Genomic DNA, 16,095 nt, shown 5'->3' with positions numbered 1-16,095 from the left:
CGGGCAGTTGCCCCACTGATGCCATGGACCCGCGCCTCTTAATCGCGCTCGGCCTTGTTGCGGCCGGCTACTGGTGGGGCCACACCGCCACCGACAACGCCTGGGCCGCGCGCCAAGCCAAAACCGACCAAGCCGCCGCCAAGGAACTGGCTGCAGAGACCCGCCGCGCCGACGTCGCGGGCGGCAACTACCTCCAAGAACATCTCGACCAGGAAGACCGCTATGCCGATCTGGATGCCCGCTATACGCAGTTGCAGCAACGCGCTCCGCTCATCGTTTACCGGCGTGCGCCGGCAACCTCTGCAGGCCCTGCAGGCCCTGCAGGCCCTGCGCCGCGAGGGAGCGTCCCGGTGTCTGTCGCAGACGCTCCTGTGCCTGCTCTCACCATGGCTGCTGTCCGCATGTGGAACGGCGCCCTCGCCGGCACCGATGCCCAGGCAGGTGCCTGCGGCGCTGCTGGTTCCGCCGAAGACGCCGACGCTGCTTGTGCCGAGGACTCGGGCCTCGACATCGCAGACGCCTGGGCCAACCACCGAGTCAACGCCAAGGCCTGCGCCGACGACCGCCAGCGGTACCGCGCCTTGATCAACTACCTCAACCAGAGTCCCCAATGAGCGACCCATTCCCGAAGCAAGATGACCGAAAAGAAGAGCTGATGCTGCTTGGACAAATCCACGGCATGGTCCAGTCGATGCAGGTGAGCCTTTCACAGCAAAACCAGCGCATGGACAAGATGGAGGAGCGCCAGGACGAACGGCACCGGGCGAACGACCTCCGCATGGAACAGGCCGAGGCTCGCCAGCAAGAGCGCCACAAGGCCAATGAACAGCGGGCTGATCGGGCTGAATCCCGCCAGGAGGAGCGCCACAACGCCATCGATGAGCGCTTGCGCGTTGTCGAGCAGAAAGCCGCTGTGGCCGGCGCGATCAGCGGCTCGGCCGTATCCATCGGCATTGCCCTCGCCATCGAAGGCGTGAAGCAATGGCTCGCCCGCGGAGGCCCAGGACAGTAATGGCCCACGCATCGGAAAAGCGCACCCAGTTGCGCGGGCTGTACGTGTACCAGCGCCTGCCGATGGAAACCGCCTGCAAGAAAGTCGGCGTACCCCGCAGCACGGGCAACCGCTGGAAGCAAGAGGCGGCGGACAAGGGAGACGACTGGGAGACCGTGCGAGCCGCCATCGCCCTGGGCGATGACAACTTCAGCTCGCTGTCCAAGAAGCTGCTGGAAGACTACCTGGTGCAGCACCAGGCCACCATGGACCAGTTGCGCGATGCCACCAACATGACCGCGCGCGACCGGGCCGAGACGCTCGCCAGCATGAGCGACAGCTTCAACAAAACGATGGCCTCGTTCAAGCGCCTGGCGCCCGACCTCAACAAGCAGGCCGTGCAGCTCGACGTACTGCAGCGCCTGGTCTCGTTCGCCCAGGCTCGCTTCCCCCAGCACCTCGGCGCGATGGTCGAGCTGCTGGAGCCCTTCGGCGAAGAATTGGCAAAGGCGAAGTAGCGGTGGCGAAATCCAGCAGGGAATTTTTGGACGGCCTGGCCGCAATCGCCGACGGCCTGCGCCGCCAGATCGACGCGAGCCTAGACGGCTGGGACATGTCGCCCGAGGCCATCGCCGAGCGCCGCCGCAAAGTGTGCGATCCGGTCACCGGCTACGAATACTGGGACCGGAACTACTTCCCGCACTACGGCCGGGCCGACCCGAGCGAGCTGCACCTGTACCTCTACAAGCGCCTGCCCGAGATCATCAACTCGGCGACCGGCCAGCGCGACGCCCTGGCCGCACCGCGCGGTGAGGCCAAGTCGACCAAGATCAGCATGAGCTTCGTGGCCTGGTGCGTGGTCACCGAGCGCCTGTGGTACCCGATCATCGTCATGGACGCCTTCGAGCAGGCCGCCGAGATGCTGGAGGCCATCAAGGCCGAGCTAGAAGCCAACCCGCGCATCGGCGGCGACTTTCCCGAGGCCTGCGGCCAGGGCAAGGTCTGGCGCGCGGGCGTGATCGTCACGCGCAACGGGCGCAAGGTCGAAGCCTTCGGATCGGCCAAGAAGATTCGCGGCCGACGCCATGGCGCGCACCGCCCCGACTTCGCGGTGCTGGACGACATCGAGAACGACGAAAACGTCAACACGCCCGCGCAGCGCGACAAGCTGCAGAAGTTCGTGACGGCCGGTGTGCTGAACCTCGGCCCGCCCGACGACAGCATGCACGCCTTCCTGGTAGGCACGGTGCTGCACTACGACTCGGTCCTCGCGCGCTTCCTCAAGAACCCGCTCTGGAACCGCAAGGTGCTGAAGGCCATCATCCAGTGGCCCGACCGCATGGACCTGTGGGAGCAGTTCGAAGGGCTGCTGCTCAACGCCGAGAACCCGCAGGAGGGCGAAGCCGCCGCCATGGCGCTCTACCGTGAGCAGCAGGTGGAAATGGACCGGGGCGCGAAGGTGTCCTGGCCCGCGCTGCGCCCCCTGGTCAAGCTGATGATCCGCCGCGCGCGGGAAGGCCACAGCGCCTTTGACAGCGAGCAGCAGAACGATCCAGTCGCTGGTGAGGATGCGCCCTTTGCCAACAGCATCCGGTTCTGGGTCAACCGGCTTCCGGAGTGGTTGTTCTATGGTGCTGCCGATCCTTCGCTGGGCCGCAAGGGGGGCACTGGACGCCGCGATCCCAGCGCACTGGTGGTGGGCGGCTTCAACCGAGAGACCGGCATCCTGGATGTCGTCGAGGCCAAGATCAAGAAGCGCACCCCCGACCGAATCATCAGCGACGTGATCGAACTGCAGCGCGAGTACTGCTGCATCGTGTGGGGCGTCGAGACCGTCCAGTTCCAGGAGTTCCTGCGCACCGAGCTGGTCAAGCGCAGCGCCCAGCTCGGCATCCCGGTGCCTGCCCGAGGTCTCCAGCCCATCGAAGACAAGGTGCTGCGCATCGAGACGTTGCAGCCCCACATGCACAACGGCCTGATCCGCCTGCACGCCAGCCAGACCACGCTGGTGAGCCAGTTCAAACATTTTCCGAAGGCCGACCACGACGACGGCCCCGATGCCGTCGTGATGCTCTGGATGCTCGCCGTGACCGGCGGCATCGCCGCCGCCGCGCAGTCCGGCAACAAGAAGACCCAGACCAGCGCCCGCGCCCGGTACGGGCGATTCAACACGGCACAAAGCATGTTCCGTGGCGGCCGCTGACCCCGCCGTCTTCCACCCACCCTGACCGACAACCATGACCGAAGAACAACACACCTTGCTCCTGATCCGGGGCTCCATCGCCAGCCTGCCGCCCACCGACCGCGCAGGCATCGAACAGGCGGCGACCAAGCTGCGAGAGGTGGTGCTGCACCACAACGACCACGGCCGCCTCGCGCTGGCCCTGGTGGGCGCAGAGCTGGCGGCGGAGGACTGACTGCATGCGCGCCATCGACCGCTTTAAATCGTGGATCGGCCTGGACGATGGAGCATCGCCCGCCCCCGCCCCCGCCCCTGCCACCCCCGTGCGCGAAGCCGCCGCTGCCCAAGGTGGAGGCAGCGGCGGCCCCAGCAGCGAAAAGGGCTGGCGCCCGCTCTCGGGCGATGGCCTCTCCACCCTGAACGACCGCGACCTGGTGCCAATGGCGCAGGACCGCATGCAGAAGCTGGCCGAATACCTGTGGCAAAGCAACCTGCTCGCCAACCGCCTGGTCGAGCTGCCGCTGGCCTACCTGCTCGCCGAAGGCGTCACGCTGCAGTGCAAGGACGACGATCACCAGCAACTACTCAATGCGTTCTGGTCGGACCCCATCAACAACTGGCCGCTCAAGCTCGCCCCGCGCGTGCGCGCCCTGGGGCTGCTCGGGGAGCAGTGCTACATCGCCAACGTGCGCGACGGCGATGGCTTCGTGCGCCTGGGCTACCTGGACCCACGCCAGATCGCCACCGTGGTCAATGACCCGGACAACCCCGAGCAGCCCATCGGCGTGGTCACCAAGCGCGACGGCCGGGGGCGCACCTACAAGTACCGCGTGATCGTGCTGGGCGAGGACACTGACCTGTTCAGCGCCAACACGGTTGGCATCCGCGAGGAGGACTTCACGGACGGCGACTGCCTGCTGTACCAGCTCAACAAGTTCCCCAACGGCAGCCGAGGCCGCAGCGACCTGCTCGGCCAGATGGACTGGCTGGATGCCTACGACGGTTTCCTGCTGGACGAGTTGGACCGCATCGGGTATCTGCGCTCGTTCGTCTGGGACGTCACGCTCACGGGGGCGGACCAGGCGACGGTCGACAAGTTCGAGAAAGAGTTTGTTCCGCCTCAGCCCAACACGGCCTTTGTCCACAATGACTCAATTAAATTGGAAGCCAAGAGCCCCGACTTGCAGGCGGCCGATACGACACAGAGTGCCCGGCTCCTGCGCAACCACGTGCTGGGCGGCAGCACCACTCCCGAGCATTGGTTCGGTGGCGGTGGCGACGTCAACCGGGCAGCGGCCTCGGAGATGGGAGAGCCCACCTTCAAGATGTATTCGATGCGCCAGGGCTTTTTAAAGCTCTCCCTGGAAGAGATCGGCCGCTACGTGCTGTGGCAGGCGGCCAAGACGGCGGGCAAGCAACCTGACTGGGCCGATGACCGCTGGCAGGTGACCGCCGTCTTCCCCGAGCTGCTCAACAAGGACGTGACCAAGTTCGCCTCGGCCATGGGCCAGCTCGTCCAGGCCGTGACGCAGATGATCGACGCCGGGCTGATGACGGAGGAGACGGCGCTCAAGATCGTGGCCGACGTGGCGCAGCGGTTCGGCCAGGACTTCGACGCCAAGAGCGAGCTGGACGCCGCGCGCAAGGAACACGCCGCGCGCAAGAAGGCGCGCCAGGCCGAGGACAATTTCCACGCGGACGATGGCGATCTGCAGGCGGCCATCGATGCGGGGGCGACGGACGTGGCCACGGCGGTGCCATCCCAAGGTGCCCCGGCGTGAGCCCGGAGCAAAAGCGTTTCGAAGCCGAGCTGCGCGTGCGCCTGGCCGAGCGGGCCAGGACGCTGCTCGCAGCCAATAAGGCGGTGGTCGCGCTGCTGCAGGCGGCCCAGCTCCAGATCTCGCAGCAGCTCGCCGGTCAGCCGGCCGACTGGCAGCTGTGGCAGCTCTCCCGCCTCCGGGACCATCTCGACACCATCCTGACCGCCACGGGGCAGCAGGCCGGCGCCGCCGTCGACCAGGCGCTGCGCTCGGCTTGGCAGCAGGGCGAGGACATCGTGGACAAGCCCCTGGCCGCTGCCGGCATGGGCGTGGAGATGCGCCTGGGCGCACTGGATGCCCGCGTGCTTGCCGCCATGCGGACGTTCGGGGTGGAGCGCATGCGGGCCGTGTCGGCCGATGCGGCCGGCAAGATCGGCCAGCAGCTCGGCCTGGTCACGCTTGGAGGCATCACGCCTTTCGCGGCCATGAAGGCGGTCAACGAGCTGCTGGGCGGCGAGTCGATGCGCCGAGCCAGCGCCATCGTCCGCACCGAGGTCAGCCGGGCATTTGCGGTGGCCGGCCAGGAGCGCCTGGTGCAGGCCGCGCCCTTGGTGCCGGGCCTGGGCAAGCAGTGGCGTCGCAGCGGGAAGATTCACAGCCGCTGGAACCACGACCTCATGGACGGCCAGGTCGTTGACGCGGGCCAAGCATTCAAGGTGCCCAACCCAGGCGGCGGCTTCGACCTGATGCAGTGCCCCCACGATCCCAAGGCGCCGCCCGAGCAAGTCATCCAGTGCGGGTGTGTGGCGCTGCCCTGGCTCAAGGGCTGGACGGTGATGACGCCGGGGGCCAAGCCCTTTACGGAGCGCGAGCTGCAGTTGGATGGGCGAAAGGCGGCATTAGACCTGGCGGCCAAGAAGGCGGGACGCCGGGTGACGCTGGCACCACAGGCTGACGTGCGTAGTGGTGAGAGTGGCCCTTCACCACGTAACGGTCCGCATCCGTAAAAAATTGGCGAGGTGGCTGAGCCTTCTCAGGGGACGAGACACCCTGCCAAACCTTTGTGCCCAATTTCCACATGTCATCAATCACGAGAAGATATGCGTGGAGCATGTGATCCGCCAAGCCCGTAATTCCCTCGAATTCGCACTGATGCCCATCGCGCATGCTGCCCGGTGAGCGATCAAACATCCCAACCCGGACGTCCCAGTAGTCTCCCGCAGCCGCAGTAAGGCTATGGACCTGTGCCTTGAACGCCTCTATGTCGACGGCGAAATATGTCGGGGCTGCAAGAATGATTGTCAGAGTCCCCTTGTGTTCACCGATGAATTGCACGCCAGGCAACAGGCCAGCCATCAGCATTTCTTCGAGCACAGGAATGATTCGGATGTCGTGATCGCTGTCCCAGATGACTGCAAAGTCATGCACGCGCGGAAGAGACGTCGGTTGTTGCTTGACGTCCCGAGCATCGATGGCCCGGAAGATCGAGTAATGGTCGTAATCCGGAACGACCGAATGTGATTGGTCGTATAGACACTGAATGAGTGTCGAATAGGCACGCGTCGCTTCAGGCATGAGATGCTCCAATTTCGTTGGGGGTGATCGTGGATTCCTCCACTGCCAAATGGCTTTCGGCCACTCGGTCAGTATCAGCATATCACCGCCCTCCGCGACAGTGCTTTAACTGCTGCTACTGCGGCATCCCCCCGGGAATTTTCTGAAAGGCCCCCTGCTGGCCCGGTTAAAGCCGTGTTAAACACCTTGTTGCATCCTGGCGCCCATGCCGATTCCGGCTGCGGTTAGCATCCGCCCCCAACAAAAACGAATTCCTGAGGGGGGATTGCATGAGCGCAGAACTTGCGGCCACGTTCTTCAACGTCGGCTACGGACAGACCTTGGCCCAGTCCATGGACAAGAACCAGGTGGACGTCCTAGTGCTGACGCAGAGCCAGTACATGAGCATCCTGCAGGACAAGGCCAGGAACAACGCGGCGCTGGAATTCAGCCTGCGCAAGATGTTGTCTCAGTCCACGTTCGGGCAGTATTGGCAAAAGGAGTTCAGTCCCAATGCCAGCGAGCCGTGGGTAGGGCCGGTGGCCCAGGGCGCCAACGACGCCCTCGCGATCACCAAAACGCTGAACGCCATCGGCATTGCCGGCATCGGCAGCTTCATCAAGACCACGGCGACGGGCACGTACATCATCATCAAGGGCTACTCGGCACGGCGCAGCAGTGCGCTGCAGGGCACGCGGTATCTGGCAAGCAATCCGAAGATGCTGCAGCTCGGCCTGGGCATCAGGAGCCTGCAGGGCATTGCCAAGGGCGGCTTCATGCTGGGCGTGGTCGTCTCCACGGGTATCGAGTTGATGGACTTCATGTTCAATGACGAGAAGACCATGTACGACTTGGTGGGAGGCATCGGAGTAGAGGCGGTCAAGGGTGGGCTGGGCGCCTTAGTGGCCTACGGTGCTGCTGCCCTTGTTGGTACTGGCACGGCAGTCGCAGTACTGCCGCTGGTGGCTATGGCCTTCGTGGCGGTTGGAGTGGGAAGTGCCCTGAACTATCTGGACGGTAGCTACGCGATCAAAAGCAAAGTCATTGCCGCGTTGAAGATGCTGCCGGAACAAACGGCAGAGGGCCTCTACTACATCGACACCAAGGCCCAATCCTGGCAAGACGATCTCCGCAACACCATCCAGCAAAAAAAAGTGGATGCGGGCCGCGCTATCGACAGAGGTGTCAAGGACTGGCTCTGCCGCATGACTTGCGTGCGATATTGAGCACCTTCAATGTGATCTCGCTGCCATGTTTGATGTCCAACTAATCCGCAAGACCCTTGTCTGGGGTATTCCGCTATACCTGGGCTTGATGGTGGGCTCCCTGTTGATGGTGACATACATCATCGTGCCTGCCATTGTGGGAATCGCACACCGAGTGCCCGTTGTTCGAATCGCGCCTACTGCACAGGTCGCCCCGTTTATCGCGATCTTCTGCCTTCTCGGACTAGTGGTCTCATCAATGCGCGCGGTGCCCTGCAGCGACGCTCTGATCAAACCGTTTGAGCGGGCATTCATTGCCTCCATTGTGGCGGGCGGTCTTTCCATGTTGTTGATTCCAGTAACCGCAGCGGTGGTGCGTTTCAACATGCCGAGCCTGGGTTACTCGATATGCGGTGATCTCCAAGGGCATCCCACTCTCTGGTTCACCGACTGGGTGCGTGATCCAGCCTGGTGCGTCAAAGACAAAAGTTTGGAATGGGTGTTCGAGCAGGCTGCGATCAAAAACTAATAGAGGGGCTTATGTCTAAATGGACTGGGTGGTGGGGTAGGAACAAGCTTGGCATCGCTTTCGCGGGACTTTTATTGGTCACGGTACTGCTCTGGTTGAGTTGGGGCCTATTCGGCGCTCAACTGTTTAGAGGCTGGATCTGTACGAGACACGACTGCGAAAAGCTGGGGCAGATCGGGGACCTTTTTGGAGGCGTGAACGCACTGTTTTCGGCAGCGGCTTTGGGACTGGTGGCATTTAGCACCGATGTGGCCAGGAGGGCGCACGCCGATGACAAACAAAAAGCGCGTGAGTCAGAATTTCTTACACAAATCGAGCGTTCTTACGAATGGGCGTATGGCGTCCTGACAGGGGACGGTAAAGACCATCCGCCAAGGCCTATAAGGTTGAATTGGCTGACCGCTGCACGGCATTTGGTTCGTTGCGAGAAGCTATCGAAAAGACTGGAGAGCGAAACCTACCTCCTGCTAAGCGAAGAGATAAGAGAGTATTGGCGGCACCAGTTCTACCTGGCACTATCAGATGCAGCGCTTAGAAATCCGCTTTATTTTTCAGGCGGTCCGGAGGGTCCCATAGACACGGCTTCGGCGCTTGTCGTTGTAGCTTTCTCCAATTGGGATAGAGACTATCCCGACCCATTGCATGGTGTCGATCTGGGCGAATTGATTGACAGTGGGCGCGGCATGGCGGGGACTGCAGGTCGTGGTCTGGAAAAATACCTCGTCACCCTTCCCCACATAGTTGAACAATGGGAGGCGAGAAGGGCTGCAAGAGGCGAGCCCGTTCTTAAGAAGGCGCCACAGGATACAGCGCCGGCCGCAACTGTTGTCGAGGATTAAACATGGGCGACGCAATACGCGAACTGTCAGTGATCATCGAACGCGAGTCAGCCGACGAGTACCGTGCGCTGCTCTTAAGAGATGCATTCGCAGCAGGCTGCTTTCTTCATCTGCAAGGCGAAACCCTGGCGGGCAAAAAATTGTGTGCTGCAGTGCTCAAAGCGCTGGGTGGCTCGGAGGATCGGGGCACGCTTTTCAGCGACATTTTGGGGAGCCTCACAGGAAACGAATCACGTTACGCGACTTCTATTAGGGCCCACCATGAATTTAACGAACTGTTTGACCAGCACCGGGACTAGATAGCGGGCGGGGGCACCCGATTCCGCTTTGCCAAACCCATGCAGATGTTGATGTGGCTTGCTGACGTGCTAGTCTAGAAAGCCACTTCCCGCACTTGAGGCCGACATATGTCGGCCTTAGTTTTTTGTGCCTCCCCCGGCACAGTCACTCCATCAACAACGCCGCCTTGCGGCCACCGATGGAGTGACAGATGTCCGACAAAGACGAGACCCAAACCCCGGCCGACCAGGCCTCGCAGATGACTGCCGCCGAGGCCGTCAAGCGTGTGCGTCGCACCGTCGTGGAGATGGTCGATGGCCGCGTCGAAGGCAAGCCGGCCAAGGTGCCCAAGACACGGCAAGTGGCGCTGAGTGCCTCCGAGGTGCTGGCGGTGGCCGACCATGGCACGCACGTCGTCGTGGTCACAAACGACGGCCAAAAGTTCTCCGACCGCGACGAGTAAAGCGGTCATGACGATCAAGCTCCTGCCCAAAGGCACCGGCCACGCCCGTCTCACCGAGGCCGTGACCAGTGAGTACGGCCAACTCATCGAACTGGTGCGCCAAGCCGTGCGCGACAAGCTGCGCTTGGCTGCTAACGGCGACTACTACGTCGACGTGCGCGGCATCTGGCCCGAGCATGTGGTGGTGGCCTTCAAGGGACGCATGTTCCGCTACGGCTACACCGTCTCGGCCGACAACACTGTCGTAGTGGGCGAGGCCACCGAGGTCGTCGCCGACTTCCAGCCGGTGAGCGCCGCGCCTGCAGCCCCTGTCTTACAGCCGGCCGCCGTCAACGTGACCGAGGCCCTCGGCCACCCCTTCCGCGAAGCCGCTGACGGCTCCATCCATGTGCGGCTTATCCAGGCCGGGCGCAGCGGCAATCGCAACTACTACCCCGACAGCGCGCTGCGCGAGGCGGCGCCCATGTTCGAGGGCGTGCGAGTGTTCGCGAAGTCCGATGCAGATCACCTGGCGGGCAAGGGCAAGGACGTGCGCAGCCTCATCGGCGGCATCTACGGCGTGCGTTTCGTCGAGGGCAAGACCCCGGACACCGGCGCGCTCGTCGGTGCCTTCAAGGCCCTGGACCCGACCGACGCGGTGGTCATCAAGATGACCGAGGCCGTCAAGCGCGGCATGCAGGGTCTGCTGGGCCTGTCCATTGACGCCGACGCGCGCACCAAGCCGCGCAAGTCCGGCACCGAGACGCTGCGCGAAGCCGTGAAGTTCACCAAGGTGCATTCCGTGGACCTGATTGTCGAACCGGGCGCTGGCGGCGGCCTGGATCGTCTGACTGAAGCCGCCGCCGACCAACCCACCACCCCCGAAGGAAACGCAATGCCGCTGTGGAAGCAACGCTTGCTGGAAGCCATCAAGGCCAAAGACCCCGCCAAGTTCGCCACCATCGATGCCGCCAAGATTGGCGACGACGAGCTGGTCAACCTGCACGAAGCCGTGTGTGCCCCGTTCGATCCGGCACCACCCGGCACACAGCGCGTGACCGAAGCCCAAGGCGACAACACGCCCGTCACGCGCGCCGACCTGCAGGTGATCACGCTGCGCCAGGCCGCGCATGCCCGCATCGCTGCCGCCCGCTTGCCACAGGCGGCCAAGGAACGCCTGCAGGCGCAGATCGACACCATCGCCGCGCCCGAGCGCCTCACCGAAGCCGCAGTGGGCGAAGCGATCAAGGCCGAAGGCGCCTACATAGCCCGCATGACCGAATCGGGCGCCGTGCGCGTGCCGCTGTTCGGCGACGGCGCGATCACCGTCGGTGACCGCAGCCTGACCATGCGCGAGATGCTGGACGCCTTCTGGGACCCTGCCCACAAGGACCACCGCAGCGTCCAGTCGTTTAAAGAGTGCTACATCGAGATCACGGGCGACCGCCGCGTGACCGGCGATCTGCGCAACTGCGACATGGGCCGTCTGGCCGAAAGCCTGGGCTCGTTCCGCGAGTCCATCGACAGCACGACGCTGGCCGACGCGCTGGGCGACAGCATCACGCGCCGCATGCAGACGGTGTACACCGGCCTTGCCAACCTGGACGCCTGGAAGAAGGTGGCGACTTATGGGCCGGTGAACGATTTTCGCTCGGTCGAGCGCGTGCGCATCGGCGGCTACGGAAACCTGCCGGCTGTGGCGCAGGGCGCGCCCTATGTGCCGCTCGCTTCGCCGGGCGACGACAAGGCGACGTATGCCGTGACCAAGCGCGGCGGCACCGAAGACGTGACCTTGGAGGCGATCAAGAACGACGACGTGCAGGCCCTGCGCCGAATTCCCGTCGAACTGGCCCTGGCCGCCAAGAACACGCTGTACGAGTTCGTCTTTGACTTCTTCCGTACGAACCCGGTGATCTACGACACCAAGGCGCTGTACCACGTCGACCACGGCAACCTCTTCACGGCGGCGCTGAGTGCGGCCGAATTTGCCATGCACCGCCTGGCGATGCTCAAGCAGACCCGCGCCGGCAGCGGCAAGCGCTTGGCGACCGCGCCCGCCATCGTAATGGTGCCGTTTGAGTTGGAAGAGACGGCTTACAACCTGTTCGTGCGCAACCAGAACCTGGACAAGACGTTCGTCCAGACCATCAACCCGGAAGTGATCCCGATCAACTACTGGACCGATGGCAACGACTGGGTCACCGCCGCCAGCCCGACCCTGTTGCCAGCGCTGGAAATCGGTTTCCTGGATGGCCGCGAAGACCCCGAGCTGTTCGTGCAGGACGCACCCACGGTGGGCTCCATGTTCAGCAACGACAAGCTCACTTACAAGATTCGCCACATCTACGGCGGCAGCGTCCTGGTCGATGGCTTCAAGGCCACCACCAAGGCCGTGGTGCCCGCCTGACCCACCCTCCGGCCCGCCCCGCAAGGGGTGGGTCCGTCAAGCCGCCGCCCCTGGCGCCTTGCCCGACCCAGCCGACCCGATCCCTTCCGCTCACCACCCTTTAACGGACAACCCAAGGCCATGGCCGATTACCCACTGCAAGTCGATGACCTGGTGCGCGACCAGGGCGGCACCCTCTCGCCCGAGACACGCGACCGCGCCATCGCCTCGGCCCTGCTGCGCTACAGCGCCGACTTCCCCCGCGACCTGGTCGAAGACGTAACCTGGCCTGCCCTGGGCGTGTTCGGCCCCGTGCCTTCGGACTGGAGCGATGGCGCCGTGCTGCGCGGAGCCGAGTACCCCATCGGCCAGCAGCCGCCCGCCGTGGCCCACGTGGGGGCCTATCGGATGTCGGGCAATGCCTGGGGGCTGGAAGCCGTGCAGGCGCTGCCTGCCGGCGCCCTGGTGCGCGTGGCCTATGCCGCCGACCACACGCTGGACTCCATCCCCGCGCGCCACAGCCTGGCCGTCGCCCAGTTCGCGGCCAGCCTGCTGTGCCACCAGCTCGCCACGTTTTTCAGCGGCCAGCGCGAGACCACCATGGGCTCCGACGCCAGCCAGACCGAGACGCGTGCCCGCGAATACGCGGCGCGGGCCAAGGAACTGCGCACGGCCTACTACGTGGGCACCAACCAGCCCGACCCCTACGCCAGGCCGGCCGCGAGCACGGGCAGCGGCGAGGCCCCTGCAGCCGCGTTCGTGGCCTGGCCAGGCCGCACGCGCAACCGCCTGGTGCGAGGTGTGCTGTGAGCAGCCTGCACCTGACCCTGGCGGGCCTGGATGCCCTGCAGCGCGGCTTCGAGCAAGCCCCCGACGCCACCCGGCGCGAGCTGCTGGCCGGCATGACCGAGGGAACGCTGCTGGTGGAGCGCGAGGTCAAGGACCGTCTGCCGCGCGTGACCGGCATGACGGCGGCCAGCGTGGCCAGCGATGCCTTCGCCACGCCCGTGGGCGTGATCGGCACCGTGGGCAGCTCGCAGCCCTCGGCCACGTTCCTCGAGCTGGGCACGCGCCCCCACATGCCGCCCGTGGAAGCCCTCATTCCGTGGGTCCGCGCCGTGCTGGGCGTGGACCGCAAACGCGAGCGCAGCGTGGCGTTCCTAGTGGCCCGAAAGATCGCTCGCAAGGGCACAAAGGCCAAGCCGCATTTCGCTGATGCGATTGCGGCGACAGAAAGCCAGGTGCTGCGCGCGCTGGAAGACGCTGCCGGTCGTGTGGCGGTGTTGCTGGCAGGGGGCACGGCATGAGCACGCTGCAGCAGCACCGCGCCGCCATCGTGGCCGCCCTGGCCTCGGTGCCCGAGATCGGCCACGTGCATGACCGCGAACGTTATGCCAAGGACGAGGCGGCCTTCCGGGCCATGTACCTCTTCACCCCGACAGGTGGCACTGCCCACCTGCGCGGCTGGTGGCTGCGCCGCAGCGCCACCCGCGAACACAGCCCGAACGTGGGCCGGTCGATCAACGCGCACACCTGGACCGTGCGCGGCTATCTGGCGTTCGCCGATGCCCAGGCCAGCGAGCTGCTGCTCGACGACCTGGTCGAGCAGTTCCGCGCTGTCGTTCGCGGCGATCCGACCTTGGGCGGCGTGGTGCAACCCGGCCCGCTCGATGACAGCGAGGACGGCGTGCAGGTCACCGACGCCGGACCCGTGCATTTCGCTGGGGTGCTGTGCCACAGCGTCGTTCTTTCCCTCACCACCTGGAGCTATCTGTGAGCAACAAACCAAAGGCATCCGATGCCACCGATCCAAACCCGAAAGCGGCGCAAGCCACGCCCGACCAACCGTCCGCGCAGCCGGCCGGTCCCGCAGCAACTGTCCCTGCCGTTGGAGCTGGACCTGCCGTGGCTGCTGCCCCGGCGCCCGCGCCGGCCCAAGCGCCCGAGCCCCCGCCCATCCAAAACCCCAAGCGGGGCGGACTCTGGCGCCAGGACGGCGAGGACGCTCCGGTCGAGGTCCACCGCACCTACCACCCCGACGAACCCGAAGCCCAAAAGGCCCTCGGCCAGGGCTAAGCCCGCCATCCCACCGATTTAAAGGACTGACATGCCCGCAAAACTCATGCGCAAGATGGCCCTCCTGGCCCTGGTCGAAACCGTCGTCGGCTCGCCCGTGGTGCCATTAGCCGCCAACGCGCTGCTGGTCAGCGATGCCACGCTCACGCCCATTGAAGGGGACGTGGCCGAGCGCAACAACATCCGGCCGTTCTTCGGCTCCAGCGGCTCCACCCTGGTGACCGAGTACCAGAAGGTCTCGTTCTCCGTCGAGTTCGCTGGCGTGGCCGCAGCCGGCGATCTGCCCGCTGTGACAGATCTGCTTCGGGCCTGCGCCATGAGCGCCACCGTGCAACCCGGCGTCAAGACCGTGTTCGCTCCCGTGACGGACGGCATGGAGTCGGTCACGATCTACGGCAACGTCGACGGCATCCTGCACAAGATGCACGGCGCGCGCGGCGAAGTGGAGCTGACCACCGACGCCAAGGGCATCCCGAAATGGAAGTTCGACTTCACGGGCTCGTTCGTGCCGGCCGTGGACGCCCCGCTGCCAGCCGTGAACTACACGGCCTTCATGGCTCCGCTGGGCGTGAACAAGGCCAACACCACGCTGCTGCTGGACGGTCTCGCCGTGGCCGCGAGCGCCTTCTCGTTCAAGGCCGGCAACACCGTGGTCAAGCGCGACCTGATGAACGTCGACACCGTCGAGATCACGGACCGCAAAAGCACCGGCAGCTTGACGTTCGAGAACACGCCCGTGGCGGTCAAGAACTGGATTGCCATGGCCCGCGCCAGCGCGGTGGTGCCGCTGGTGCTCAAGCACGGCCAGGGCGTCACGAACACGGCCACGTTCAAGTCGGCCCGCGCGCAACTGGGCAAGCCGACCTACAGCGACAGCGATGGCGTCCAGATGATCACGATTCCTCTCTCGTTCATCCCCAGCGACGCGGGCAATGACGAGTGGTCCATCGAGATCTGAACGCGCCCAGCACCACCCACTTTCCGCATCCCCTCACCCCTTTAAGAGCCTCTCAACGGAGCAACCATGGCAGTCATAGTTTCCAAACTCAAGCCCACCTTCACCGCGCCCGCCGCCCTGTTCTTACCGGGCGATGGCGGCGAACATGAAGTCGTCAATTTCGAAGTGGAGTTCAAGCGCCAGCCAGCCAAGGAGCGCGATGCGCTGAACGACCGCTACATCAAGGGCGAAATCACTATCAGCCAACTGCTGGACGAGATCGTGGTGGGCTGGGCCGGCTTTGCCGACGAGTCCGGCCAGCCTGTGCCCTACAGCCACGCAGAGCGGCAGGAGACCGACGCCGAGTACTCCGGAGTCGAGCAGGCCATGGCCGTGAGCTGGTTCGACCATGCGTTTATTAACCAACGGGCGGCCGCTGTAAAAAACTCGAAGGCGCCGTCGCTCACTACCTCGGCGCCGACCAAGCAGACCGCTACGTCGTAGACGACGCGCTGCAAGCGGACTGCGCGACTCTGGGCATTGAAGTCGACCAGCTCATCCCGCCGCGCCTGCAGCAGGACCGTCCCCAGGACTTCGAACTGTGGCCCGAGCATGCCCGTGCATGGATGGTCTACACGCTGTGCCGCACGCAGTGGCGCAAGCAGCCGGTCTGGACTGGCGGTCCGATGGGCGGCGGGACTCTGGTGTGGCTGTGGGAGGGGCTGGACTACGTCGCCGTGGAAATCCTCATGCGGCGCTACCGGATACCCGAATCCGAGCAGGACGAGGTCTTCGAGCAGTTGCAAATCCTGGAAGGCGCCACCCTCGAAATCCGCAACGCCCGCTGACCCCGACAACGCACAGCGCCGGATTGACCGGCCTCGGTTCTCGGGGCTTCTAGTTCCGGACTTAGCG

The 16,095-nt window shown here is 64.7% G+C and carries 20 protein-coding genes; all 20 read left to right on the top strand.

Features of this window, described 5'->3' with window-relative positions; all coding sequences use genetic code 11:
* Positions 1–23: 23 nt before the first annotated feature.
* Complete coding sequence (locus tag BLT03_RS24830) at positions 24–614, top strand: hypothetical protein (RefSeq protein WP_245711367.1); 591 nt, start codon at positions 24–26, stop codon at positions 612–614.
* On the top strand, positions 611–1,012 hold the full coding sequence (locus BLT03_RS12900) for a hypothetical protein (RefSeq protein WP_245711366.1): 402 nt from the start codon (positions 611–613) through the stop codon (positions 1,010–1,012). Before BLT03_RS24830 ends, BLT03_RS12900 begins: the two co-directional genes overlap by 4 nt.
* Positions 1,012–1,509 (top strand): DUF1804 family protein, encoded by a 498-nt coding sequence (locus tag BLT03_RS12895; protein WP_092744166.1) that lies wholly within the window; start codon positions 1,012–1,014, stop codon positions 1,507–1,509. Before BLT03_RS12900 ends, BLT03_RS12895 begins: the two co-directional genes overlap by 1 nt.
* A gap of 2 nt (positions 1,510–1,511) precedes the next feature.
* On the top strand, positions 1,512–3,194 hold the full coding sequence (gene terL / locus BLT03_RS12890; RefSeq protein WP_092744165.1) for a phage terminase large subunit: 1,683 nt from the start codon (positions 1,512–1,514) through the stop codon (positions 3,192–3,194).
* 34 nt (positions 3,195–3,228) lie between these two features.
* On the top strand, positions 3,229–3,408 hold the full coding sequence (locus BLT03_RS12885) for a hypothetical protein (RefSeq protein ID WP_092744164.1): 180 nt from the start codon (positions 3,229–3,231) through the stop codon (positions 3,406–3,408).
* Between the two features lie 4 nt (positions 3,409–3,412).
* Positions 3,413–4,954 carry a phage portal protein gene (locus BLT03_RS12880; protein WP_245711365.1) on the top strand — a complete coding sequence of 514 codons (1,542 nt, stop codon included), beginning with the start codon at positions 3,413–3,415 and terminating at the stop codon, positions 4,952–4,954.
* On the top strand, positions 4,951–5,940 hold the full coding sequence (locus BLT03_RS12875) for a putative phage head morphogenesis protein (protein WP_175537747.1): 990 nt from the start codon (positions 4,951–4,953) through the stop codon (positions 5,938–5,940). The genes BLT03_RS12880 and BLT03_RS12875 overlap by 4 nt, the downstream gene beginning before the upstream one ends.
* An 837-nt stretch (positions 5,941–6,777) precedes the next feature.
* Complete coding sequence (locus tag BLT03_RS12865) at positions 6,778–7,713, top strand: hypothetical protein (RefSeq protein WP_092744162.1); 936 nt, start codon at positions 6,778–6,780, stop codon at positions 7,711–7,713.
* Between the two features lie 25 nt (positions 7,714–7,738).
* Entirely contained in the window at positions 7,739–8,221 is a 483-nt protein-coding gene (locus BLT03_RS12860; protein WP_092744161.1) for a hypothetical protein, read from the top strand.
* Positions 8,222–8,232: 11 nt separating this feature from the next.
* A complete protein-coding gene (locus BLT03_RS23940) occupies positions 8,233–9,060 on the top strand; it encodes a hypothetical protein (protein WP_139160391.1) in 828 nt (275 codons plus the stop codon).
* A gap of 2 nt (positions 9,061–9,062) precedes the next feature.
* Positions 9,063–9,359 carry a hypothetical protein gene (locus BLT03_RS23935; RefSeq protein ID WP_139160390.1) on the top strand — a complete coding sequence of 99 codons (297 nt, stop codon included), beginning with the start codon at positions 9,063–9,065 and terminating at the stop codon, positions 9,357–9,359.
* A gap of 191 nt (positions 9,360–9,550) precedes the next feature.
* Complete coding sequence (locus tag BLT03_RS12850; RefSeq protein WP_092744159.1) at positions 9,551–9,802, top strand: hypothetical protein; 252 nt, start codon at positions 9,551–9,553, stop codon at positions 9,800–9,802.
* A 7-nt stretch (positions 9,803–9,809) separates the two neighbouring features.
* Entirely contained in the window at positions 9,810–12,188 is a 2,379-nt protein-coding gene (locus BLT03_RS12845; RefSeq protein WP_092744158.1) for a phage major capsid protein, read from the top strand.
* A gap of 120 nt (positions 12,189–12,308) precedes the next feature.
* The gene (locus BLT03_RS12840) at positions 12,309–12,977 is read left to right on the top strand and encodes a hypothetical protein (protein WP_139160389.1); all 669 of its coding nucleotides are present in this window, start codon (positions 12,309–12,311) and stop codon (positions 12,975–12,977) included.
* A complete protein-coding gene (locus BLT03_RS12835; RefSeq protein ID WP_175537746.1) occupies positions 12,974–13,474 on the top strand; it encodes an HK97 gp10 family phage protein in 501 nt (166 codons plus the stop codon). Before BLT03_RS12840 ends, BLT03_RS12835 begins: the two co-directional genes overlap by 4 nt.
* The gene (locus BLT03_RS12830; RefSeq protein ID WP_092744156.1) at positions 13,471–13,944 is read left to right on the top strand and encodes a hypothetical protein; all 474 of its coding nucleotides are present in this window, start codon (positions 13,471–13,473) and stop codon (positions 13,942–13,944) included. Before BLT03_RS12835 ends, BLT03_RS12830 begins: the two co-directional genes overlap by 4 nt.
* A gap of 128 nt (positions 13,945–14,072) precedes the next feature.
* Positions 14,073–14,243, top strand: coding sequence for a hypothetical protein (locus tag BLT03_RS24480; RefSeq protein WP_175537745.1), 171 nt, complete (start codon positions 14,073–14,075; stop codon positions 14,241–14,243).
* Positions 14,244–14,274: 31 nt separating this feature from the next.
* A complete protein-coding gene (locus BLT03_RS12820; protein WP_092744154.1) occupies positions 14,275–15,201 on the top strand; it encodes a phage tail tube protein in 927 nt (308 codons plus the stop codon).
* Positions 15,202–15,267: 66 nt separating this feature from the next.
* Positions 15,268–15,684: a hypothetical protein gene (locus BLT03_RS12815; RefSeq protein ID WP_092744153.1), complete on the top strand. Its 417-nt coding sequence runs from the start codon at positions 15,268–15,270 to the stop codon at positions 15,682–15,684.
* An 8-nt stretch (positions 15,685–15,692) separates the two neighbouring features.
* Positions 15,693–16,028: a DUF1799 domain-containing protein gene (locus tag BLT03_RS12810; RefSeq protein WP_353615277.1), complete on the top strand. Its 336-nt coding sequence runs from the start codon at positions 15,693–15,695 to the stop codon at positions 16,026–16,028.
* The last annotated feature ends 67 nt before the right edge of the window (positions 16,029–16,095 follow it).

It is taken from the genome of Paracidovorax valerianellae, from assembly GCF_900102625.1.
Classification (GTDB): domain Bacteria; phylum Pseudomonadota; class Gammaproteobacteria; order Burkholderiales; family Burkholderiaceae_C; genus Paracidovorax; species Paracidovorax valerianellae.
Note: the sequence above shows the minus strand (reverse complement) of the source record. Positions and strands in the feature narration are given on the sequence as shown.